Origin of the sequence: Actibacterium lipolyticum (assembly GCF_900184935.1) — a bacterium.
Lineage (GTDB): Bacteria > Pseudomonadota > Alphaproteobacteria > Rhodobacterales > Rhodobacteraceae > Actibacterium_A > Actibacterium_A lipolyticum.
Genome location: NZ_FXYE01000002.1, coordinates 99,184 through 122,496 on the forward strand (window position 1 = coordinate 99,184; position 23,313 = coordinate 122,496).

General features: G+C 58.5%; 24 protein-coding genes. 12 read left to right on the top strand and 12 right to left on the bottom strand.

The genetic code is table 11. The features are described from left to right. Positions 1–30: 30 nt before the first annotated feature. From COL8621_RS09095 to COL8621_RS09105, 3 genes are all read left to right on the top strand, one after another. Positions 31–378, top strand: a complete 348-nt coding sequence (locus COL8621_RS09095) for a hypothetical protein (protein WP_093967077.1) — start codon at positions 31–33, stop codon at positions 376–378. A 34-nt stretch (positions 379–412) separates the two neighbouring features. After that, a complete protein-coding gene (locus COL8621_RS09100) occupies positions 413–841 on the top strand; it encodes a cupin domain-containing protein (protein ID WP_093967078.1) in 429 nt (142 codons plus the stop codon). Positions 842–1,019: 178 nt separating this feature from the next. Continuing rightward, entirely contained in the window at positions 1,020–1,514 is a 495-nt protein-coding gene (locus tag COL8621_RS09105; RefSeq protein ID WP_093967079.1) for a DUF1097 domain-containing protein, read from the top strand. 84 nt (positions 1,515–1,598) lie between these two features. Here COL8621_RS09105 and COL8621_RS09110 read toward each other — a convergent pair whose 3' ends face one another. Continuing rightward, complete coding sequence (locus COL8621_RS09110) at positions 1,599–2,702, bottom strand: anhydro-N-acetylmuramic acid kinase (RefSeq protein WP_093967080.1); 1,104 nt, start codon at positions 2,700–2,702, stop codon at positions 1,599–1,601. Positions 2,703–2,771: 69 nt separating this feature from the next. On the opposite strand from COL8621_RS09110, the gene tyrS reads away from it, so the two are divergent. Continuing rightward, positions 2,772–4,025, top strand: coding sequence for a tyrosine--tRNA ligase (gene tyrS, locus COL8621_RS09115; RefSeq protein WP_093967081.1), 1,254 nt, complete (start codon positions 2,772–2,774; stop codon positions 4,023–4,025). Positions 4,026–4,125: 100 nt separating this feature from the next. Here the strand turns inward: tyrS and COL8621_RS09120 are convergent, their stop codons facing one another. From COL8621_RS09120 to COL8621_RS09130, 3 genes are all read right to left on the bottom strand, one after another. Continuing rightward, positions 4,126–5,085: a DUF3179 domain-containing protein gene (locus COL8621_RS09120; RefSeq protein ID WP_093967082.1), complete on the bottom strand. Its 960-nt coding sequence runs from the start codon at positions 5,083–5,085 to the stop codon at positions 4,126–4,128. Positions 5,086–5,167: 82 nt separating this feature from the next. After that, positions 5,168–5,719: a peptidylprolyl isomerase gene (locus tag COL8621_RS09125; RefSeq protein WP_093967083.1), complete on the bottom strand. Its 552-nt coding sequence runs from the start codon at positions 5,717–5,719 to the stop codon at positions 5,168–5,170. Continuing rightward, positions 5,712–6,218, bottom strand: a complete 507-nt coding sequence (locus COL8621_RS09130) for a peptidylprolyl isomerase (RefSeq protein ID WP_093967084.1) — start codon at positions 6,216–6,218, stop codon at positions 5,712–5,714. The genes COL8621_RS09125 and COL8621_RS09130 overlap by 8 nt, the downstream gene beginning before the upstream one ends. A gap of 140 nt (positions 6,219–6,358) precedes the next feature. Between COL8621_RS09130 and COL8621_RS09135 the strand changes: the two genes are divergently transcribed. Both COL8621_RS09135 and COL8621_RS09140 read left to right on the top strand, forming a co-directional pair. Beyond that, positions 6,359–7,549 carry a phosphoglycerate kinase gene (locus tag COL8621_RS09135; RefSeq protein ID WP_093967085.1) on the top strand — a complete coding sequence of 397 codons (1,191 nt, stop codon included), beginning with the start codon at positions 6,359–6,361 and terminating at the stop codon, positions 7,547–7,549. A 140-nt stretch (positions 7,550–7,689) separates the two neighbouring features. Beyond that, on the top strand, positions 7,690–8,583 hold the full coding sequence (locus COL8621_RS09140) for a fructose bisphosphate aldolase (protein WP_093967086.1): 894 nt from the start codon (positions 7,690–7,692) through the stop codon (positions 8,581–8,583). A 58-nt stretch (positions 8,584–8,641) separates the two neighbouring features. Here the strand turns inward: COL8621_RS09140 and COL8621_RS09145 are convergent, their stop codons facing one another. Further along, complete coding sequence (locus COL8621_RS09145) at positions 8,642–10,252, bottom strand: acyl-CoA dehydrogenase family protein (RefSeq protein ID WP_093967087.1); 1,611 nt, start codon at positions 10,250–10,252, stop codon at positions 8,642–8,644. Positions 10,253–10,419: 167 nt separating this feature from the next. On the opposite strand from COL8621_RS09145, the gene COL8621_RS09150 reads away from it, so the two are divergent. The 6 genes from COL8621_RS09150 to COL8621_RS09175 all read left to right on the top strand — a co-directional run bounded on the left by COL8621_RS09150 (position 10,420) and on the right by COL8621_RS09175 (position 15,456). Then, a complete protein-coding gene (locus COL8621_RS09150; protein WP_093967088.1) occupies positions 10,420–10,722 on the top strand; it encodes an FtsB family cell division protein in 303 nt (100 codons plus the stop codon). Between the two features lie 106 nt (positions 10,723–10,828). Then, positions 10,829–11,839 carry a pyruvate dehydrogenase (acetyl-transferring) E1 component subunit alpha gene (pdhA, locus tag COL8621_RS09155; RefSeq protein WP_093967089.1) on the top strand — a complete coding sequence of 337 codons (1,011 nt, stop codon included), beginning with the start codon at positions 10,829–10,831 and terminating at the stop codon, positions 11,837–11,839. A gap of 14 nt (positions 11,840–11,853) precedes the next feature. After that, complete coding sequence (locus COL8621_RS09160) at positions 11,854–13,209, top strand: pyruvate dehydrogenase complex E1 component subunit beta (RefSeq protein WP_093967090.1); 1,356 nt, start codon at positions 11,854–11,856, stop codon at positions 13,207–13,209. 10 nt (positions 13,210–13,219) lie between these two features. Further along, entirely contained in the window at positions 13,220–13,711 is a 492-nt protein-coding gene (locus COL8621_RS09165; RefSeq protein WP_093967091.1) for a hypothetical protein, read from the top strand. Between the two features lie 7 nt (positions 13,712–13,718). Beyond that, positions 13,719–15,011, top strand: coding sequence for a pyruvate dehydrogenase complex dihydrolipoamide acetyltransferase (locus COL8621_RS09170; protein ID WP_093967092.1), 1,293 nt, complete (start codon positions 13,719–13,721; stop codon positions 15,009–15,011). Between the two features lie 106 nt (positions 15,012–15,117). Continuing rightward, positions 15,118–15,456: a carboxymuconolactone decarboxylase family protein gene (locus COL8621_RS09175; RefSeq protein WP_093967093.1), complete on the top strand. Its 339-nt coding sequence runs from the start codon at positions 15,118–15,120 to the stop codon at positions 15,454–15,456. Positions 15,457–15,467: 11 nt separating this feature from the next. Here the strand turns inward: COL8621_RS09175 and cysE are convergent, their stop codons facing one another. From cysE to COL8621_RS09210, 7 genes are all read right to left on the bottom strand, one after another. After that, complete coding sequence (gene cysE / locus COL8621_RS09180; protein WP_093967094.1) at positions 15,468–16,283, bottom strand: serine O-acetyltransferase; 816 nt, start codon at positions 16,281–16,283, stop codon at positions 15,468–15,470. Positions 16,284–16,432: 149 nt separating this feature from the next. Continuing rightward, a complete protein-coding gene (locus COL8621_RS09185; protein ID WP_093967095.1) occupies positions 16,433–16,738 on the bottom strand; it encodes a DUF7742 family protein in 306 nt (101 codons plus the stop codon). 3 nt (positions 16,739–16,741) lie between these two features. Then, positions 16,742–17,452: a DUF2793 domain-containing protein gene (locus COL8621_RS09190; RefSeq protein WP_176438467.1), complete on the bottom strand. Its 711-nt coding sequence runs from the start codon at positions 17,450–17,452 to the stop codon at positions 16,742–16,744. Continuing rightward, a complete protein-coding gene (locus COL8621_RS09195) occupies positions 17,445–21,347 on the bottom strand; it encodes a baseplate multidomain protein megatron (RefSeq protein ID WP_093967097.1) in 3,903 nt (1,300 codons plus the stop codon). Before COL8621_RS09195 ends, COL8621_RS09190 begins: the two co-directional genes overlap by 8 nt. Continuing rightward, positions 21,347–21,793, bottom strand: a complete 447-nt coding sequence (locus COL8621_RS09200; RefSeq protein WP_093967098.1) for an NlpC/P60 family protein — start codon at positions 21,791–21,793, stop codon at positions 21,347–21,349. Before COL8621_RS09200 ends, COL8621_RS09195 begins: the two co-directional genes overlap by 1 nt. After that, the gene (locus tag COL8621_RS09205; RefSeq protein ID WP_093967099.1) at positions 21,790–22,680 is read right to left on the bottom strand and encodes a phage/gene transfer agent baseplate hub protein; all 891 of its coding nucleotides are present in this window, start codon (positions 22,678–22,680) and stop codon (positions 21,790–21,792) included. The genes COL8621_RS09200 and COL8621_RS09205 overlap by 4 nt, the downstream gene beginning before the upstream one ends. Next, positions 22,677–23,309 carry a DUF2460 domain-containing protein gene (locus COL8621_RS09210; protein WP_093967100.1) on the bottom strand — a complete coding sequence of 211 codons (633 nt, stop codon included), beginning with the start codon at positions 23,307–23,309 and terminating at the stop codon, positions 22,677–22,679. Before COL8621_RS09210 ends, COL8621_RS09205 begins: the two co-directional genes overlap by 4 nt. Positions 23,310–23,313: the final 4 nt, after the last annotated feature.

The following is a 23,313-nucleotide window of genomic DNA, read 5'->3' on the forward strand; positions in this document are numbered from 1 at the left end:
AACACCAGTCGCGCCGCCCATCTTTGACTGATGGCAGATATCCCTACACGCAAAGAAGCCTTTGTTATGCTTCTATTATTAATTGGATCGATCATCGCAATCTGGGTCGGTTCAACCGTTCTTTCATTACCAAAGGCCATTGGCTATGAACGCGCAACAGTCGTTAATCACGGCTTCATCGCCCGTGACACCTATGCCGAGAATTTCATGATCGTGCGCCTTCAGGATGGAAATACTGCAAGGTTCAAAACAACGCATACCCCCGCCGCCCCCATCGGAGAGGACATTTGCGTGCATCTTTCCACGCGATGGGTAGGACATCGGCCTGCCGTTCGGCTCGCGCATGAAAGATACTGTGCAACGCCAACAACAGACTGATGCCGATGAGGCCGACCTGTGATAGCGTCGGCACATGACCGCCCAAACCATCATATCACACCTCAACCTGCGCCCTCACCCAGAAGGCGGCTGGTATCGTGAAACTTGGGCCGAACACGTCCCAGAAGGGCAGCGCCCCTCTGGCACGGCGATCTATTACCTGTTGGAACAGGGCCAGCGCAGCCATTGGCACCAGGTGGATGCAGCCGAGATTTGGCATTTCTATGCAGGCGCGCCGCTGATCCTGTCTCTGGCAGAAACCGAAACCGGCCCTGCCCGCGAAGTGACCCTTGGCCCGGATGTCCTGGGCGCAGAATTACCCCAGATCATCGTTCCCGCTTTCCATTGGCAGGCCGCGCGGACCCAAGGGGAATACACCCTTGTCGGCTGCACAGTCTCGCCGGGGTTTCAGTTCGAGGGGTTCAAAATGGCCCCTTCTGGATTTGATATTCCAACGGCCTAGAGCGGCCCGAACGCTGCTTATTTTTATAGCAGCATTGCTTACTTTTATACCGACTTAAGGATGACAAACCTTCGTCGCATAGGTGGTGAAGGCCGTGTCCGGTTACCCTCCTGCCGCGTACCCGCAAGGGAAAACAACAAGGGCGGGATACGTATTAAACGTAACGGGAGGAAATATTATGAACCTTATTAATGCGTTAGCTATTTCAATTGGTGTTCTTGCAGCCGTGGCAACATGGCTGTGCCTTGGCAACAGTATCGGGCTTCAGGTCTGGGCCTTGTTCATTGGCTGGGGAAGCTTTTATCACACCGGCGGTAAGACAGAGGGGCTGACCAAATCAGCCATCAACCACGTTTGGGGTGTCCTCGTCGCGGCCGTCGCACTGTTCCTTGTTGCAACCGTTGGCGGATCGGTCATCGTAACGTCCTGCATTGTTGGTGTGACCGTCGCCGTGATGGTGCTGGGTGCGCATATGCCTGCGCTTTCGACCATTCCAGCCGCTGTCTATGGATATGCCTCGACGGCCGCGTTCTGCTTGCTGACCGGTGTCGCGATTGGCGATGTTGGTGCACTTGTGCCAGCTGCCGGTATGGTTCTGGCATCGCTTGTCTTGGGCAACATCTTCGGCTTGGTTTCCGAAAAAGTCGCCGGCGCGCTTGCCGCATCGGAATAGGTGTTGCCTGCCGCCGCATTTGGGCGGCAATAGACACAAAGGCTTGTGGGGTGCGCATTTGCGCGCCCCACTCAATTAAGCAACCTAAAGTCCCGTTGGGCGGCTGACACGGCCGCCACCAACAGCCGCCGCAACACCTGTCGTTGCCGGGCAACTGGTCGGAAGGCCGCGTTTTACGCGCACGGCCAAATAGGCGAACGCCTGCGCCTCCAGCATGTCACCGTCCAGACCAACCTCTTCGACGGGCAACACGGGCAGGCCAGCGCGTTCTTCCAACATCCGCATCATGACCGGGTTGTGCCGCCCGCCCCCCGTGATCAGCACGGATTCGGGCGCTTGCGGGCAATGTTCCAACCCTCTGGCGACACAGGCGGCCGCCACCGCCGTTAACGTCGCCGCCGCGTCCGCATCCCCCAGCGCATCAACCGCGCCAAGCACCTTGGTAAAGTCATCCCGATCCAACGATTTGGGCGGCAGCTTGCAGAAATACGGCAGCGCCAGAACCGCCTGCACGATGTCTTCGTCAACCGTGCCTTCGCCCGCCAGTGCGCCCCCTTCATCAAAGTCGCGCTTCAGCCGCGTTTGCATAAGGTCGTTCAGCGGCGCATTGGCCGGGCCCGTATCAAAGGCGACAAGCGCGCCGTCACTGTCGGGCGAACGTTTGGAAGGGTCGACCCAAGTGATATTCCCCACACCGCCAAGGTTAACAAAGACCAGCGGAACCTCGGACCCGATCCATTTGGCACAGGCAAAGTGAAAGAACGGCGCCAAAGGCGCGCCCTCGCCCCCCATCTCCACATCGGACGATCGGAAATCCCAAACGACGGGGCAGCCCAGCACCTCGGCGATCACGCGGCCATCGCCTGCTTGATGCGTGCCCTGCGCGCGCGGCGCGTGGGCCAAAGTTTGGCCGTGAAAGCCGATCAATCCGACCCCTTCGAACCCAGATAAAATCTCGGCATGGGCGGTTTCAACGACCTCGGCTGCGGCTTCAACATTTTCATCGCCATGCCATTGCCCAAGAGCGGCTGAAATCACTTCCCGCTCGGCATCAGAATATGGCCTGTAAGCAGTTTCACCGAACGAAAAAATAACTTCGCCATCAGTTTCGACAACGGCTGCGTCTACGCCATCCAAAGACGTACCAGACATCGCCCCCAGCGCCCTAATAGGCCCTGCCTTCAACATAGACTTTCCCTTCACAGTCTCCCCCGATATATCTCTGGCCAAATCTGTCAGACAGGACAAGGCCCAAGAATGACTTACCACCCAAAATCAGACTTCCTGCGTGTGATGATCGAACGTGGCTTTCTGGCCGACTGCACCGATTATCAGGGGCTGGACGAAGCCCTGATCAAAGGCGTGGTTCCGGCCTATATCGGGTTCGACGCCACAGCAAAGTCGCTGCATGTGGGCAGTTTGATCCAGATTATGATGCTGCGCTGGCTGCAAAAGACCGGGCACAAGCCGATCACCCTGATGGGCGGCGGCACAACCAAAGTGGGCGATCCCAGCTTTCGCGCGGATGAACGCCCGCTGCTGACACCTGACCAGATTGACGCCAACATCAATGGCATCAAAAAAGTGTTCGAAAACTACATCGACTATGCCGAAGCCCCCAACGGCGCGTTGATGTTGAACAACGCCGAATGGCTGGATGGCCTGAACTATCTGGATTTTCTGCGCGATATCGGGCGGCATTTCAGTGTGAACCGGATGCTGGCCTTTGAATCCGTGAAATCGCGCCTGGACCGGGAACAATCGCTGTCGTTCCTAGAGTTCAACTACATGATCCTTCAGGCCTATGACTTCCTGGAACTGAACCGGCGCTATGGCTGTGTGCTGCAAATGGGCGGTTCGGACCAGTGGGGCAATATCGTCAACGGTATCGATCTGACACGCCGCGTGCTGGACCATGAGATTTACGGCCTGACCTCGCCGCTGCTGACGACCAGCGATGGCAAGAAAATGGGCAAATCACAGTCTGGCGCGATTTGGCTGAACGAAGATATGCTGTCCAGCTATGAGTTCTGGCAGTTCTGGCGCAACACGACAGACGCTGATGTAGGCCGTTTCCTGAAGCTTTACACCGAGCTTCCGATTGAGGAATGCGAACGCCTTGGCGCGCTGGAAGGCGCGGAAATCAACGAGGCGAAGATCATCCTCGCCAATGAGGTAACGGCCCTTGCCCACGGGCGTGCCGCCGCCGAAGCCGCAGAAGCAACCGCGCGCGAAGTCTTTGAAAAAGGCGGCACCGGTGACGATCTGCCCACGCTGGAACTTACGGCCGAAGACTTGGGCGATGGCATTTCCATCGTGCAGCTGATCACCCGTTCCGGCCTTGCGAAATCGGGGAAAGAGGCAAAGCGCCTGATCACCGAAAACGGCGCACGGATGAATGATGAACCGCTGACCAACGCGGGCCTGATGATTGACGCCGCAGCACTTGCAACGCCGATCAAGCTGAGCGCCGGGAAAAAGCGTCACGCGCTGGTAACCTTGGTGGGCTGATTGCCTTCGGACATTTGAAACGCAATGTGCCGGGCAATGCCCGGCACATTTGTTTTCAGCTAAGCGCAATTATGATCGTCCAGCACCACGGTCAAACACGCTATTTCAGCATCCACTGCCCGTCGGGCCAAAAGGCATGAAAGGCAAAGGCGAACATCACATCATGGGGCACGTCTTTGCCCTGCCCGTCACGAACCCGGATGTTGCCCACGTCTTTTCCCTTAGCGATGATCGCCGAATCCAATGCCGAGGCTTGGCCCGCGGACCAGCTGATCGTCACCCCTGCTTCGCGCAAAGTGCCTACTTTGCTTAACCGTTCCAGCGGCCATGCCCGTTCACCAACCCGCACAACGCGGGAAAGTGGGGCAATTCCGTGCGGCGGCATCTCTCCGCTATAAAGGAACGGGCGGTTAGAACCGTCGTAACCGACATAGGGGTTGCGGCCATAGGATCGCGGCCAATCAGGTTCGTCCATTACGACACCATCGGGGTTCGCGGCCTGATACTCGGCCCAGCTTTCCATCCAGCTTGGCAATTGTACCAATTCCGCCCCGGTGAAATGGCCCACAATGCCGGTGCCGATGGCCTGTTGCCACCAGCTTTCGCTTTGGCGATCAAACATCACCATATCCGAATTACGCAGCTTTCCACTGACGCCAAAATCCAGCACATCGCCCTTCACGCGCCGGTCAAACACCATCGCTGAATTGCATAGCGGACAAAAGGTAACGGCCACCGGTACCCCGTTGACCGTGTCATTCACAATCTCATGCCATGTCAGATAGCGGATCGGATAAGCCCGCGTGGTTTCGCCCAGTTTGACGGTAACAACGGGTTCGCGCGCGCTTAGCCGGGTTTCTTGGCTCGCAGCAATGAAGCGCGGCGCATCAAGGGCGGGAATGCCGTCTTTCGCAGGGCCGCCGGACAGGATTTCAACCCAATTTTCAACAGAGGTGCGCGAAAAATCGGTCTGGGGCCATTCGTGCTTCCAAAAGCTTGGGTCGGCGTTGGCCCCGCCCGTCATCAGGAAAAGCGATAAAATCAGGCTGACAATGCGCATTGGCGGTTCCCCCTATCCTTGTGTCAGGATGGCAGGAGGAACCGCGGTAAGATAGCCCCGCTCACGCGGGTTTGAGGCCGGTTTACTCGGCCTCGGTCACGGTCACTTTCGACATCATGTCGGGTTCGCCGAACACTTCGCCGTTGCGGCCTTCGCCTTTTTTGATCGCATCAACCACGTCCATGCCTTCGGTCACAGCCCCTACAACGGTGTATTGGCCGTTCAGGTGTGGTGCTGGTGCGAACATGATGAAGAACTGGCTGTTGGCAGAATCCGGGCTGGCCGAACGCGCCATGCCGACCACGCCACGCTCAAACGACTGGTCCGAGAATTCAGCCGGAAGGTTGGGCAGTTCGGAACCACCACGCCCCGCAAGGCGCATGTCACTGCCCAGCTTGCCGAATTCCACATCGCCGGTTTGCGCCATGAAGCCCGGGATCACGCGGTGAAACACCACGTTGTCATAGGCCCCTGCGGCTGCCAGTTCTGTCAGGCGTGCCACATGCTGAGGTGCCACATCTTCGAACAGATCAATGGTGATCGTCCCGCTTGCCGCGCCCGCCACATCGATCTGCATCTCGGTCGCCAGCGCGGGGCTGGCCACCAATGCAAGTGCGAGGGCCAGCTTACGCATCAGCAGCAACCTTAACGCTGATCATACGATCAGGGTTCGCGGGCGGCTCGCCGCGTAGGATCGCATCGACATGTTCCATGCCGGAAATCACACGGCCGTAAACGGTGTACTGGCCGTTCAGGAAGTGGTTGTCGCTAAAGTTGATGAAAAACTGGCTGTTGGCCGAATCTGGGTTCGCAGAACGCGCAGCGCCAAGTGTGCCACGGTCATGCGGCAGCTTAGAGAATTCAGCAGGCAGGTTCGGCAGGTCGGAACCACCGGTGCCAGCGCTGCGGATGTTAAAGTCTTTTTCAGCGTTGCCGTTGGCCACGTCGCCGGTTTGCGCCATGAAGCCATCAATTACACGGTGAAAAACAACGTTGTCATAGGCACCTGAACGGGCAAGCTCTTTCATCCGCTCGGTATGTTTGGGGGCAACATCTGGCAACAGTTCGATGGTGACAGTGCCACCTTTCAGTTCCATCAGAATGGTGTTTTCGGGATCTTTGATATCAGCCATGGGCCGCTCCTTCTGTCTAATTTGGGCGGAGCCTAGTGCGCAGGCCCGCCGAAGGGAAGGCCGAAGCGCCTTAGACATGTTGACGCCTGCGTGTGATCGGGTTGTATAGGCGGCAAGCAGCCCAATTGGAGGAAGACATCATGGCCTGGAAAACGCTGGACGATATGGAGCTGGCCGGAAAGGTCGTGCTGGTTCGGGTGGATATCAACGTGCCCGTCGAAAACGGTGTGGTCACCGATGCGACGCGGATCGAACGCATTGTGCCGACGATTTCGGACATCCTGCAAAAAGGCGGCAAGCCGGTTCTGATGGCGCATTTTGGCCGCCCCAAGGGTCAGGTCGTGCCAGAGATGAGCCTGAAGGTTGTTCTGCCCGCTTTGGAAGAGGCCCTTGGCCGCGACGTGAGCTTTGCAGAGGATTGCATCGGTCTTCCGGCGAAGAAGGCCGTTGCCGCGCTGGGTCAGGGCGATGTCCTGCTGTTGGAAAACACGCGTTTCCACGCGGGCGAAGAAAAGAATGAACCCATGCTGGCCGCGTCTCTCGCTGCCTTGGGCGATGTCTATGTGAATGACGCATTTTCAGCGGCGCATCGCGCGCATGCCTCGACCGAAGGGATCGCGCATTTGCTTCCTGCCGCTGCGGGCCGATTGATGGAAGTGGAGCTTAAGGCGCTGGAAAGCGCACTTGGCGAACCGCAGCGCCCGGTCGTGGCTGTTGTGGGCGGCGCCAAGGTTTCCACCAAGCTTGAACTGTTGGGCAACCTTGTCACCAAGGTCGATCATCTGGTCATCGGCGGCGGCATGGCCAACACGTTCTTGGCCGCGCAAGGAATTGATGTCGGCAAATCACTGGCAGAACACGACATGACCGACACCGCAAAAGCGATCATGGAAAAGGCGCACACTGCCAATTGTGCGATCTTGCTTCCGTCTGACGTGGTTGTCGCGCGTGAGTTTAAAGCCGGGGCTGATAACGAAACCGTGGCGGCGGATGCCTGCCCTGCCGATGCGATGATCCTTGACGCAGGTCCAGAAACCGTCGCGCGGATCGAAGCCGTGTTTGAGGAATGTAGGACATTGATCTGGAACGGCCCACTTGGCGCGTTCGAAATCCCACCCTTCGACACGGCCACCAACGCCGCCGCGAAAAAAGCCGCAGAACTGACCGCCGCAGGTGAATTGATCACCGTTGCCGGTGGCGGTGACACGGTCGCGGCCTTGAACACCGCGGGCGCCGCAGATGCGTTCAGCTATATCTCGACCGCGGGCGGCGCGTTTCTTGAATGGATGGAAGGCAAAACCCTTCCAGGCGTGGCCGCACTGGAAGACTAACCCCATACTCTGGCGCGGATCTGAAAAAGACCGCGCCAGAGTTAGCGCCACCATAATTGCTTCAATTTCCGACCTCGCTTAGAAGCAACGTGAAGTGCGTCCGCGCACGACGGAAATGCATATTATTTGAGGGGTTATATATGTCTATCAAGAGCCAAGCAGACCAAGTTCGCTCGGGCAACGGCTTCATCGCCGCGCTGGACCAAAGCGGAGGCTCGACCCCCAAGGCGCTGCGCCTCTATGGTGTCGAGGAAAGCGAATATTCCAACGATGATGAAATGTTCGGCAAAATCCACGAAATGCGTTCGCGGATCGTAAAGTCTCCGGCCTTTACCGGCGACAAGATCGTTGGCGCGATCCTATTTGAAAAAACCATGGACGCCGAAATCGACGGCATCCCGGCCGCGACCTATCTGTGGGAAAAGCGCAGCGTCGTGCCCTTCCTGAAGGTTGATAAGGGTCTGACGGATGAGGCAGACGGCGTACGCCTTATGAAACCGATCGATGGGTTGGACGCGACACTGGAACGTGCGGTGGCCAAGGGTATCTTCGGCACCAAGATGCGTTCGGTCATTGATGCGGCAAACCCCACGGGCATCGCCGCCATCGTCGAACAGCAGTTCGAGGTCGGCAAACAGATCCTGTCGCACGGCCTGATCCCGATCATCGAACCCGAAGTGACGATCACCATCGCCGACAAAGACGAGGCTGAACAGATCCTGCTGGCCGTAATCACCAAGCAACTGGACGCGCTAAGCGACGATCAGAACGTGATGTTGAAGCTAAGCCTGCCAACCGTCGCCAACCGCTATAAATCGCTGGTCGATCATCCGCGCGTGATGCGTGTTGTGGCGCTGTCGGGTGGTTATTCGCGCGACGAGGCGAACACATTGCTGGCACAGAACACTGGCGTCATCGCCTCGTTCTCTCGTGCGTTGACCGAAGGGCTTTCGGCCCAGCAGAGCGACAACGATTTCGACACAACACTCGCCAGCACGATCGACTCCATCTATGCGGCATCCGTCGCGGGCTGATCAGCCTGCCGATAAAGCGACAACGCCCACCCAATGCGGTGGGCGTTTTCTTTTGCTGCTAGGCGTTAAGCCGCGCGATGATCGCCTCTGTGTCTAACCCAGACACTGCTCCGCTGACCTGCCCACGCTCTCCGACCACGCGGGTCGCGACATAGGCGTCAGCCACCGCGCCCGGCGCTTGGCGGATCAGCACCGACGCCGTCAGCAAAACGGCCAACCGCTCTGCAAACCAGCGCGCCTCTGCTTCGTCTGGTAACGATGGCCACCGCGCCTGATGCGCCTTCAGCGCCGCGTCGTACCGCGCATCCGTGCCCGTCGCCGCCATCAACTCTGCCTGCAACGCGTCCACTGCGGCGCTGTCACGCGCCAATGTGCGCAGGATATCAAGGCAGATGACGTTGCCCGACCCTTCCCAGATCGAATTCAAAGGGGCCTCGCGGTACAGCAACGGCAGCGGCGTATCTTCGACGTACCCCATGCCGCCCAGCACCTCCATCGCTTCGTAAATCACGACTGGCGCGCGTTTGTTGGATTGGAACTTGGCCAGTGCAACCGCAATCCGCGCAAAGGCGCGATCCTCAGCCCTCTTTCCGTCAAACGCCCGCGCCACCCGCAGGCCAAGCGCCAGCGCGCCCTCCCAATCCAGCGTCAGGTCGGCCAAAACCGACCGCATCAACGGTTGGTCAATCAAACGGCGCTGAAACGTACGCCGCCCTTCGCACCAGTGCTTTGCCTCAACCAAGGCCGCGCGCATCAACCCCGCCGGGGCCATCGCGGTATCAAGCCGCGTATGGTGGACCATTTCAATGATCGTGCGCACCCCTGCCCCTTCGTCGCCCAAACGTTCGGCAAAGGCGTTGTGATATTCGATTTCGGACGAGGCATTGGCACGGTTGCCCAGCTTATCTTTCAGTCGCATCAGATGGATGGAATTGCGGGTGCCATCCTCTAACCAGCGCGGCACGACGAAACAGGTCAGCCCCTTGTCCGTCTGCGCAAGTGTCAGGAAACCATCGCACATAGGCGCCGAACAGAACCATTTATGCCCCTTCAACCGATAACCGTCACCATCGCGCACGGCCCGCGTGGTGTTGGCACGCACGTCCGACCCGCCCTGCTTTTCGGTCATCGCCATGCCCATCGTCGCCGAACTCTTTGCGCTCAGCGGCGCGACCTGCGGATCGTAAGAGGCCGCCGTTAGCTTCGGCTGCCACCGTTCGGCCAGCCCCGCATCGGCCTGCAACGCCGGCACCGCCGCATAGGTCATCGTCATCGGGCAACACACGCCCGGCTCAACCTGACTCATCATATAAACCATTGCGGCATGGGCGCTGTGCCCGTTCGCCGCGCCGGACCACGCAACCGAGGAATACCCGGCCTCCAATCCCAGCGACATCAACTGATGGTACGCTGGGTGAAACCTCACCTCATCCACGCGTCGCCCCGCGCGATCAAACGTGACCAATTCAGGGGTCTGACGGTTGGCAATCCGCCCCAGCTCTCGCACCGCAGCACGGCCCAAAGTCGCCCCGAAACCGGGCAACCCGGCAGCTTCGCCAAACATGTGCTGCCGCAATGGCGTATCGCCCTGCCAAAGATCAAAATCCCCCGGCGCACCAGGCTGATTTTCCACTTGATGGGTTGCAAGATCGCTTTGCGGGTCTGTCATGGCACGTCCTCCCTTATGAGAAGAGTAAACCACAGGATTTCATCTTCAAAATCACGACCTAACGGCATTTTGTTACGAATTTTGGCACGCAAGGGATTCACAAGCCGAATCACTTGTGCCATCATGCTGACACCCACCCGACAAGAGGTGGTAATGAGGCAGTGATTATGAGTGGTTCCCGCAAACGCCCGGCCCTTGGTGTGGTCGCATATTTCGCCATCGCGTTTACGCTGGCGACGTATTTTACCTTTGCGGCTGTACAGGGCGACTATGGCCTGTTCCGCCGCATTCAGGTCGAGGCAGAGGCGGGAACGCTTATACAAGAGCGTGACGCACTTCAGGCCCAATTGGATGAGATGCAGAACAAGACCCGCCGACTGTCCGATGATTACCTTGATCTTGACCTTCTGGACGAACAAGCGCGTAGCGTTCTGGGCATGATCCGTTCCGACGAAATCGTTATCCGATAAGGGCTTCGCTGCACCGCAGCGGAATTTACGCTCGAAATCCGTTCTGCTCTTTGGTATGAATAGTTTAATATTAAACTATTGCTCGTGACCAAAGGGAGCCTGCCGCATGGCCACGCGAAAAACCACTAAAAAACCAAACACTTCCAAGGAAGAGCTTCTGGGCTTTTACCGCGAAATGCTGCTGATCCGGCGATTCGAGGAAAAGGCCGGCCAACTGTACGGAATGGGCCTTATCGGCGGTTTTTGCCACCTTTACATCGGCCAAGAAGCTGTCGTCGTTGGGCTGGAAGCCGCCGCTAAAGAAGGTGACAAGCGCGTCACCTCTTACCGCGATCACGGCCACATGCTGGCCTGTGGGATGGACCCCAAGGGTGTGATGGCCGAACTGACGGGCCGCGAAGGCGGGTATTCCAAAGGTAAAGGCGGCTCCATGCACATGTTCTCGAAAGAGAAGCATTTCTATGGCGGCCACGGGATCGTTGGCGCTCAGGTGCCAATCGGTGCCGGTCTGGCCTTTTCGGACAAATACAAAGGCAACGACAACGTGACCTTCGCCTATTTCGGCGACGGTGCGGCAAACCAAGGTCAGGTTTACGAAACCTACAACATGGCGGAACTCTGGGATCTGCCCGTGGTTTTCGTGATCGAGAATAACCAATACGCGATGGGCACCTCTGTCCAACGCTCCACCAAATCGCCCAGCCTGTGGGAACGCGGTGCAGCATACGGCATCGAAGGTGAAGAAGTTGACGGCATGGACGTGCTGGCCGTGAAAGAGGCTGGCGAAAAGGCCGTCGCCCACTGCCGCGCGGGCAAAGGCCCCTATATCCTTGAAATCAAAACCTATCGCTATCGCGGCCACTCTATGTCGGACCCGGCGAAATACCGGACCCGCGAAGAAGTACAGAAAATGCGGGAAGAGCGGGACGCGATCGAACACGTTCGCGAACTGATCCTGACCGGCAAACACGCCAGCGAAGACGACCTGAAGGCCATCGACAAAGACATCAAGGCCATCGTCAACGAGGCTGCTGAATTCTCTAAAGAAAGCCCCGAGCCCGCGCTCGAAGAGCTTTACACCGACATCTACGCCGAACCGGCGACGCAAGAAGCCTGAGGGAGATTTAACACATGGCAACCGAAATACTGATGCCCGCCCTCTCCCCCACGATGGAGGAAGGCACACTTGCAAAATGGCTGGTCAAAGAAGGCGACACCGTCTCCTCCGGCGATATCTTGGCCGAAATTGAAACCGACAAAGCCACGATGGAATTCGAAGCTGTTGATGAAGGCATCATCGGCAAGATCCTGATCGCGGAAGGCACCGAGGGCGTGAAGGTAAACACCGCCATCGCCGTGCTGATCGAAGAAGGCGAAGACGCAGACGCCGCCGTTGCGGCCCCTGCCCCCGCTGCTGCCGAAGCCGCGCCCGCCGCTGCCCCAGCACCGGCTCAGCCCAAGGCACCCGAGGCGGTGGTTGAACCAGAAGTTCCCGCCGGAACCGAAATGAAATCCACCACCGTACGCGAGGCTCTTCGCGATGCGATGGCCGAAGAAATGCGTCGCGATGGCGATGTATATCTGATGGGGGAAGAGGTCGCCGAATACCAAGGGGCCTACAAAATCTCTCAAGGTTTGCTGGATGAATTCGGCGCGAAACGCGTGATCGACACGCCGATCACCGAACACGGCTTTGCCGGTATCGCCGTTGGCGCGGCCTTCGGCGGGCTTAAGCCCATCGTTGAATTCATGACCTTCAACTTCGCCATGCAGGCGATTGACCACATCATCAACTCTGCCGCGAAGACGCTTTATATGTCCGGCGGTCAGATGGGCGCACCAATGGTGTTCCGTGGCCCGAACGGCGCTGCCGCCCGCGTTGGTGCTCAGCACAGCCAGGATTACGCCGCATGGTATTCGGCAATCCCCGGTCTGAAAGTGGCGATGCCCTATTCCGCAGCCGATGCAAAAGGCCTCTTGAAATCGGCAATCCGCGACCCGAACCCGGTGATCTTCCTTGAAAACGAAATCCTTTATGGCCGCGCGTTCGACGTGCCGGTGATGGATGATTTCACCGTTCCCTTCGGCAAAGCCAAAATCTGGCGCGAGGGCGAAGATGTTACCATCGTCTCCTTCGGCATTGGCATGACCTACGCGCTTGAAGCTGCGGAAGAGCTGGCCAAAGAAGGCATCAGCGCCGAGGTGATCGATCTGCGCACCCTGCGTCCGATGGACACCGAAACGGTGATCAAATCGGTGATGAAAACCAACCGCTGTGTCACGGTTGAAGAAGGGTTCCCTGTCGGCTCCATCGGCGGTCACATCTCTTCCGTACTGATGCAGCAGGCGTTCGATTACCTTGACGCGCCAGTCATCAACTGCACCGGCAAGGACGTTCCAATGCCCTATGCGGCGAACCTTGAAAAACTGGCGCTCGTGACCACGAAAGAGGTCATCGATGCCGTCAAATCCGTAACCTATCGTTAAGGATCAGGCGATGAACGGGACAACTGGTAAAACCAGAGGTGCCGAAGAATGGCTCTTTGAGCGGTTCGTCACCGCGAGCAAGGAAAACGACCTCAACCTACTTTGGGTCTGTGGTGGCTTCCTTATCGCCTCGTTCATCGCCGTGTCCTTTAACCTGGGTGCGATCGAAGCGGTCGAGTTCAGTGCGTTTGCAATAAAAAGCAGCCTAACGGCCATGTGGCCGATCCGCGTCATGCTGTGCGTTGCGTGCGTCGTCGCCTATATCGCGGTCGTCTATTTGGTGCTGGAGCATCAAAAGCTGCAACTCGGTCTGGATTATCTTGCCGCAAGCAAACACGAACGCGCCGTTGAGATTGGCACGTTTGCCGCTTGGCTGGATGAAAACCACCCGCGGATGATCCGAACCCAGACTTTTGTAATCGGTGCGTTTGTCACCTTCTGCGCCGCGATTTTGGTAATCGACATTGCCACACTCGCGTTCTCTTTTTTAAAACCGAGGTAGAGAGATCATGCCAACCGAAATTCTTATGCCCGCCCTATCCCCAACCATGGAGGAAGGCACGCTGGCAAAATGGCTGGTCAAAGAGGGCGACACTGTCTCCTCCGGCGACCTTTTGGCCGAAATCGAAACCGACAAAGCCACGATGGAATTCGAAGCCGTGGATGAAGGTGTCGTCGGCAAAATCCTGATCCCCGAAGGCAGCGAAGGCGTGAAAGTGAACAGCCCCATCGCCATCCTTCTGGAAGATGGTGAAAGCGCGGATGACATCGGCACCGCAGCACCCAAAGCGGCCCCCGCCGCCGCGTCCGTTGCCGATGCACCAAAGGCCGAAGCCCCAGCTGCCGCACCCGCACCCGCGGCACCCAAGGCCGCTGACGGCGCGCGCGTTTTCGCATCGCCCCTCGCCCGTCGCATCGCTGCCGACAAAGGCCTCGACCTGTCGCAAGTTACCGGCACCGGCCCCAAAGGCCGCATCGTTAAGGCAGACGTCGAAGGCGCAACCGCGGCGCCCAAAGCCGCACCTGCCGCCGCTTCGGCCCCAGCCGCAACCGCACTTGCCGCGCCCGCTGGCCCGGCAACCGACACCGTCCTCAAAATGTATGCGGATCGCGAGTTTGAAGAGGTCAAACTGGACGGGATGCGCAAAACCATCGCTGCACGCCTGACCGAAGCCAAACAAACCATCCCGCATTTCTATCTACGCCGGGATATCAAGCTCGACGCGCTTCTGAAGTTCCGCAGTCAGTTGAACAAACAGCTGGAACCACGCGGCGTGAAACTGTCGGTCAACGACTTCATCATCAAAGCCTGCGCGATTGCCCTTCAACAAGTGCCCGAAGCCAACTCCGTCTGGGCCGGTGATCGCGTGCTGAAACTGAAACCTTCCGATGTCGCCGTTGCTGTCGCCATCGAAGGTGGCCTGTTCACGCCGGTCCTGAAAGACTCCGACAAGAAATCGCTCTCTGCCCTCTCGGCCGAAATGAAAGACCTCGCCTCCCGCGCGCGCGACCGCAAACTTGCGCCACACGAATATCAGGGCGGCAGCTTTGCCATTTCGAACCTTGGCATGTTTGGGATCGACAATTTCGACGCGGTCATCAACCCACCTCACGGCGGCATCCTTGCGGTTGGCGCGGGCGTGAAGAAACCGGTTGTTGGCGATGATGGCGAACTAAGCGTGGCAACGGTGATGTCAGTCACCCTGTCGGTCGATCACCGGGTCATCGACGGCGCACTTGGTGCCGAACTTCTGAAAGCAATCGTGGATAATCTGGAAAACCCAGTCACGATGCTGGCCTAAAACAAAAGCAGCCCCGAAAGTCATTTTCGGGGCTGTTCTTTGACCTGCCGCAATGCGACATGCCCGGCCTTCCCTACACTCGCCCCAAACCAAACCGGAGAGCGAGATGGACTGGAAAACAGAACTGGCCGAAGCAAGCACAAACATCGGTGCCTACCGCACAGCCCAAGCCGAAACCGCAGCGGGCTTCACAGCCTTGCACCGCGCGTCCATGGCCGCAGGTGCAATCGGCGCAAAAGAGAAAGAGCTGATCGCCCTTTCCATCGGCATCGCCAAACAGTGCATCGATTGTATCGGCTTTCACGTCCAAGCTGCCGCCGCCGCAGGCGCGACCCGTGCAGAGATTGAAGAAACCGTGAACGTCTGCGTCATGATGGGTGGTGGCCCATCCTTCATGTACGGCGTCAAAGCCATAGAGGCTTTTGACCAACTATGCGCAGACTGAAAAAGGGGCGCTTACGCGTCCCCTTTGCCCGGCAACAGCTGGTTCATCGTAACAGAAGGCTGATCACAACCAGCCTTACCTACGATCTTGGCCGGAACCCCGGCCACGGTCGTGGCAGGTGGCACATCGTGCAACACCACAGACCCCGCCGCGATGCGCGAACAGCACCCAACATGGATGTTGCCCAACACCTTGGCCCCGGCGCCGATCAGAACCCCATCGCCAATTTTGGGATGACGGTCCTCTTCTTCTTTACCCGTACCGCCCAGCGTCACGGAATGAAGCATCGACACGTTGTCACCAACAACAGCTGTTTCGCCAATTACGATCGAATGCGCGTGGTCAATCATGATACCGCGGCCAATCTTGGCGGCTGGGTGAATATCCACGCCAAACTCTTCGGACACACGCATCTGAAAGAAATACGCCAGATCGTGCCGCCCCTGATTCCACAACCAGTGCCCAACGCGATAGGACTGAACCGCCTGGAAGCCTTTAAAATATAACAAAGGTTGCAGATAGCGGTGACAGGCAGCATCACGTTCGTAAACCGCCACCAAATCCGCGCGCGCGGCTTCGGCTAGCATTGGTTCAGACGAATACGCCTCGTCCGAGATTTCACGCAGCATTTGGTCAGACATTTCGCCCGACGACAGCTTAAGGGAAATCCGATAGGCCAGCGCAGCCGGCAGGTTTTTATGGTGCAAAATACTGGAATGCACCAAGCCGCCCAGCAAAGGCTCATCATGAATGGCCTGCTCTGCTTCGTCACAAACGCGACGCCACACCGGATCAACCGTAGCGATGTTCACACGTGTTTCGGCCATGCTTTTCCCTTTCGTTTCAAACAGAGCCTACTACAAATAGGGGGGCAGGTTCAAATTCAACATGTTCCTGCACAGGAAAGTGAGCATTGCCAACGCTTAAAACGCAACACCATGGCGTTTTCTAACAAACGATTAATCGCTCGCCGCGCTTACTTGCGCGGCCACCGGCCAACATCGCTCCGCCACGTTTTCAGCGCATCGAAAACCTGCGCCAAACAAGAGCAATAATCCGCATCGTCCAAAAACGGTTCCGGCCGCATCTCATACCCATAGGCCACGGCCATCAAGCTGCCGTTACCCCATCGGAAATGCGCCCGCCCAAACCGCTTGCGATACGCATCGGCGGCACTGGCCCGGCTCAACATCTCTGCCATTATGAACGACCGCTTGCTTGCAGGTGTCGCAAGCAACACCCGCGCCGCCGCAACAACGTCGCCATGTAAAACCGGGCGCATGCGTTAGAGTCCCGGCAGGGTCAGCTCGCAATAATGCACGGCCAGCCTGACCGTACCCGTGGCGAAATCTCCGCCCTCCGCGGTCAGATCCAGTGGCATCGTGCTATACCCCGTCAACGGAGCCCCCATCACACCGCGCGCATACGAACCCTGCGACAGGCCAAGCCCGCTGCCAAACCGGTTGTCTGACCCATCGGCCCCCAAACGCCAAGCGCTCAGCGTTCCGGTAATTGCACTGACAACACGCGCAGTTACGCCAAAAACCATCGCATGTGACGGCACAGTTTCCAGAGTGGCATTCACTGATCCGGGCGTAATGACATGGTCGAATTCCATCACATGGAATCGTGTCGCCGCACCGCTGGCTGACATCGCCGCCACGCCGGGCACCCATTCTTCACCGTCGAAAACGACTTCTGCGGTGTTGGCAACATCCCATCCGCGCCAACCGATCTGCGGCATGGCAAAAACCCACCCGCCCCCGGATTGAATGGCAATCTCGCCGTCGTGCCCGGCCCATCCGTTCACCGCCCCCAAAGGCACGGCATAGCAATCCCCATCAACCGCCGCTGCAGGCGGGGTCGCCACACTAAGACTGATCAAACGAAGCTGAACCAACCCGTCCAGCCGCAACAGGCCCTCGTTCACTGTTACGTGCTTTTGCGCCTGTGCCGCCTGAACCAGAGGCAATTGAAGCTTTGTGGTTTCATTCATTGATTTCGATCCTTTCGAAAAGCCCTGCGCCGTATCGTTCCGAGATTTGCGCGACCTCAATCGCGAACGGCGCGACTGCACCGTCGTTTGCCTGGGATGCCCCGTCATAGGTCCAGTTGGGGCTGCTCACCACGGCTTCACGCAGCACCACGTTGCCAGCCCCCCGCACCCGTATCTGGTAAAGCTCTTGCGCTTCGCCCAATGGCACGTCGTAGGAATCCCAACTGTCGCCATCAACGCGCGTACGCCTTACCCAACTTGCAACCAGATCGCCGCCGCCGCCATCCACCACCCGCAAGTGACACGGCGCATAGGGCCGCAGTCCAATCCCGGAAAACGCTTCGACCTTGTGAATGTAAGACGGGTCTTCATACGCGCGCCCTGCTGGCCCAATGCGATAATGGCGCGCCAACCCGCGTTCGTTCTGGCTCAGCCCGATCTGCTGCGGAACACCGTCCAGCAGCACGAGAATGCTTCCCACAGGCCAGACGTCCGGCATCACCCCTTCACTACCCGCCTGCCCGCGCAAACGCATCCGAAGCTCGTAAGTGTCGGCCCCAACAAGCGTGGCTTCGGCAAACTGGATCACTTCCCAGTTTTCACTCGTGCCATCCCCGATTGCAGCCGCATTGGCACCATTCAGTACGGCCTCCACCTCAACAGAGGTCAACTCGCCGCCAAAGACCTGCACCCGCAACGCGTCACCACGATCCCACTGGGATGGATCCGCGCGAAACAACGGTGTTTGCGTCACCCCGATCACGGACGACTGAACAACCGTGCTGTTTAACGCATACCCGCTGTCCTGCGTTGCACTGAACAGGGCGACAGATCCCGGCCAAGGCGTTGCCGTCACCGCCAAATGCGGCGCGTGTTCAACTTCGGCTCCCGTAAGCAACGGCAAGTCCATGAACACGGGGTAAACTGGAACCGGCGCCACGAAGGGCTGCAAACTGACAACCTCTTCGACAGCGTCTGACGGGGTGTAAACGTCTGGTTCGACCCGGATCGCCTCGATTAGACGCGCCTCTGCGTGCTCGACCCGGTCAATGCGATACCGCGCACCGTCCAGCTGCACCACATCGCCGGCACCGATCGCAAGTTCAGAAATCGGAAGGGAAAATTTGGCCCGATCCCGCGCCACCCGCGATTCTGCCAGCCAGCGTTCCGTGATGACCCGCCCCTCGGCCTGCGTCAGAACCAGCGGCACCTCCGAAACCGAAACACTCTGGTTGACGTCGTCCGGGAAAATCGCCTCGGCGGCGCGCACCTCGTAATCCGCATCCGCCTCGACGAAGTTCAAACGAACGCGACCGGCTGTTTCTGCCTCGGGCGCTCGCGTGGTTTCCAAGTCGCCCGTTTCCGGGTCGCCCACCGCAAGCCGGTCACGTTGAACCGTACCGTCCAATCCCTTGCCTCGACTTTTGAAGACAAGCTGGCCGTCGCGTTCCACCGCATCAAACCCATACGCCAACATCAGCGGCTGCAAGGCCGACCGTGCGCCCTCCACCTCGTTCAAGGTGTATCCACGCACGCCGCCATACAGGGCAGACGTATCGACCCCCTCAACACCGGAACCCGCACAAAGCTCTGTCACCACAGCAGCCAGCGATTGGGTCGCCGCCCGACCGTTCAGCCAATGCCCACGGAAATAGTTTTCCCCGTCGCTCCACAGATCAGAATTGGCCGGGAAATAAGGGTACGGGCGCGTGTCCCAGGCCCAAACATGGGCGTGGGACATATCAATCATCGGCGCGCCATAAACCTCTGACACCGGGTTTTGGGTGCTGTCACCCCAATACGCGTTGATTGCCCGCAGGTATTGCTGCTGAATGAAATCATCACGTACACCCGATGAAAACGCCGGCAAGCTGGATTCCGACGACTTCGGATCAAGGAACTTATTGGGCTGGTTCGTGCCTTTGTCGATCGCGGCACATCCGTATTCCGTGAACCAAACCGGCTTTGATTGCGCCACCCAATCGCTTGGCTGTTCTTGACGTACGCCACCGATCCGATCGTGATGTGAGTTCAGCCACCAGCTACGGATATCTTTGTAACGAAAGACCCAGTCTTCGCCATACGCACCGTCAGTGATCGCAACCCGTCGCTGACTTTCTGCTGCGGCTTGCGAAGGGTAATACCAATCATACCCCTCGCCCCCTTCCACGTTCGCCTGCAAGTAACCCAAGTCATAGACAGAGCCCCAATGCGCATCGGCATGCCCGTCTTCGTCGCGCCAATCAGAAAGCGGCATATAGTTATCAATGCCGATGAAATCGATTTCCGGCGCGGCCCACAGTGGATCAAGATGAAAATACACATCCCCTGACCCATCTTGTGGGTGGTACCCGAAATATTCCGACCAATCCGCCGCATAGGTGATCTTAACGTTTGGCCCAAGAATGGCCCGGACATCCGCCGCCAAGGTCATCAGCGCCGTAACAGCCGGAAAGCTGCCATTCGCACCGCGCACTTGTGTAAGGCTGCGCATTTCGGAACCAATGCAAAACGCGGCAACACCCCCCGCCGCTGCGCATAGATGCGCATAATGCAGGATAAAGCGCCGGTAAGACCATTCCTGCGGCCCGGTATAGACGATCGCCTCGTCAAAAAACGTATCAAAGTCCGTGCGCTGACAGGTGCCGAAAAACGCCGCCACCTCAGCCTCGGCATCTGCGGTTTGGTCCGTCGATCCGTCTACGCCGGGGGCGCGTTCGGTTGTGATGCGGCCACGCCATGGAAGCGCGGGCTGCCCCTCATCCCCCGTCCATGGGTCCGGAAGCGTATTCCCAACCACCTGATCCATCAGAATAAAGGGGTAAAACACCACTTCTTTTCCGGCAGATTTCAGCGAAGATATCGCCTCTATGACGCTCTTGTCATTTGGCGTGCCACCGTAAACGGGCTTGCCGTCCTGTTCGGGCACACGATGCGCATCGCCGCGGTACTGCCCAGAAACATTCCACGGCATGTTCGCGCCGTCGACCTCGGTCTGGGTGACTTTTGGGCGCAACTTACACTGACCACAGCGCAGATCGTCCCCAAACCAACTTGCCACCAGCAAGGCAGAGCCACACTCAGGCAGGCCATCATCAAGCTCTTCCAGCGATGTGACGAAATCGGTTTTGCCGGATGGGCTGTTCACATTGGCCGAACTCTTCGCCCCCGGCCCCTCACCATAATGAACCGGAGTCGTGCCAAGCGCATACTCACCCGTCCCTGGAATCAGCGCCACGCCGTTGATGATCTGTGTCAGGCTTCGCTGTTCGGGCGCGGTGCTTTCTGCTGGCCGCACCACCTCAAACGAAAACTGCGGCACCCGGTTCCCGAACTGATCCAGCAACAGATTTTCAATCACCACATAAGCCACACCGCGATACGCAGGCACCATTCCGGCCCCTTCGATCGCTTCGATCTTTGGATCAGGCAGCTGGGTGTCTGTGCCCGGATAAACCCGCAGGTTCAGCCGATCACGCAGAATTTCGATACCGTCCGCCCAGATGCGACCAACACGCAGGATCTCTCCCTCGCACAGCGCAATCGCCATGCTGACGGAATAGGAATATTCGGTGATTTCAGGGGCACCTTTGCCGGCATCCGACGTCTCCTTCGTCTCTTTGAAACGCGAAGACCAGATAACCTGCCCCGCAAGGCGTGTGCGCCCGAAACAACGGCTTACCGGGGACCCCTCACTGGCCCCCGTCAGGCGAAACCGATCCACCTTGCCGGTTTCCACCGCCGCCGACCCGCTTCCCAAAAGTTTTTGGTCGATTACACGGCCCAAAGTCGCGCCAACAGCACGCCCGATTACCGTCGCCGACAGCCCCAAAACCGAGCCACCAATCGCAGAACCAGCCGCAGCCCCGACCGCCGATAGAACAATCGTCGCCATCAGTCTCTCCCGTTCGGAAATTCAAATCGCGCCACGATGCGCCGCGCCCAAGGGCGGCTCAGCGGGCTTTCAACGACCCCGTGGCCGTAATATGCGTGGATAAAGCTGGCATCGGCGCCGACACCTGCCTGAATGCCCAGATGCTTCGCCACCGATCCGTCCCGCATCCTAAGCAAAACCACATCGCCCGGATCCGCCTGTTCCAACCGCTTGTCGATCAAGTGGCGCGCAAGCCCCTGCCACAGCCGCTCTTCTTCGGCGACCTCGCTCCAATCCGGCGCGTATGAAGGAAGTGGCTCCGGCTCACAGCCATAGAACGCCCGCCACAACCCGCGAAACAAGCCAAGGCAATCTGCCCCGCCGCCGCACACGGATGCCTGATGGCGATACGGCGTTCCAAGCCATCGACGCGCCTCGCAAACTGCGCGTTCACCAAGCGCGCTCAACGGTTCATACTCCCACCGTTGTTGGCACCACCGCGGACTGGATAGCTGACCAACCAATCCTCACCAGGCACATGAGGGAAGCCATAGAAGTTAATGATATTATTGAACTTAACCCGGCACGTTTCGCTCCGCCGGTCGCACCCGGCCACCAAACGCACCATATCCCAGGGTGCCATCGCATCGCGCAGGCTTTCCCAAAGTTCGACCCTCCGCATCCCATCAGCAAAGCGATCATTCTTGATTGTCCCGATCAGACCAGCAGCTTGCCCCGAAAGCACCACCAAACGCCCGGATTCGAACCATCGCGGTTCAAACTCATCCACGCCCGCAAAGCTGAACACCCGCGCCTCGTCGACCTGATCCACGGCAAGTTCGGCCGTGTAGCCCGGCGTCGAAAGATCAAACCGGCAGTTCCCATCGCCCAAAACCGCGCCGCAGGGCCGTTGATAGACCCGCCCCTGCGGTTTGTTCAGCGCCTCTGTCAAACCGCGCAGCTCGGCCTGAAACGCACCGCCTTTGCGGGTGATTTCACCAAGCGAGCCGGAAAACAGAAGGATCCGGTCGGCAGGATCGCTCCAGTTCACCAACCACGCACGAATGGCGGCCTGATCGTAACGCCCCGCCAGAATGTCGCCTTCGGTCATCGCATCATCCGTCAGCGCGCCGACCGCTTCGCTGTTATCAACCGACAGGCCTGTGGTCTGACTTAGCGCACGCGCGGTCATGCCCGTCTGCGCCCGAAAAGCGTAACCGTCGAAGCTCAGCTCGGCGTCGTGATCGGTAAACCCCATCACCACACAATCGGCACGTTCAACCACCCAGCACCGGCACAAAGTCGTTGCGCCACTTGCCAGATGTGTCTGAAAGTTATCGGAAATATTCATCATACGCGCACCTCCACCACAGGTACACGCGGGACGTCACCCGCCCGAAAGCTGGCGACCGAGGTTTGGATGATATCCGTGTCGAACCGCACCGGCACGTCAAATTCGAACCCTGCCGTGACAGCCGCCCCAACGTCTGGCGCATCAATCAGGGTGATGCCCCCCGTCGTGGCATCCACGGTGAAGTGGATCGTTTCAACCAACGGCTCGCCATCTACGCCGACCTTCACTGTGCCCACAACCGGTTTAGAGATCGGGCGCACATAATCCACCCCACCCGAGGCATAGGTCTTGGTCAGTTGAAACACCTTGGTTTGTCCATCACCAACGGCAATCGGCTGATCCTCGAACCCCGCATCGCGCGACGGCGCGCAAGATTTATAGTCTGACCAGTCCTTCCACCGAAACCCGAACAACTGCCCGCGTCGCGCCTCGAAAAAGGCGATCAACAGTTCCACATCATCAAGCGAGCGCATGCCCACCCCCGCATCGTACCGCCGGCGCGCGTGTTCCCACGGGGTGTTACGCTCCTCATAGCCGTTGGTCAGCGTCACGATTTCGGTGCGCCGCTCTGGCCCGCCAACCGAACCAAAGCTTAGGTTTGCGGGGAATCTTACATCGTGAAAGTTCATATCT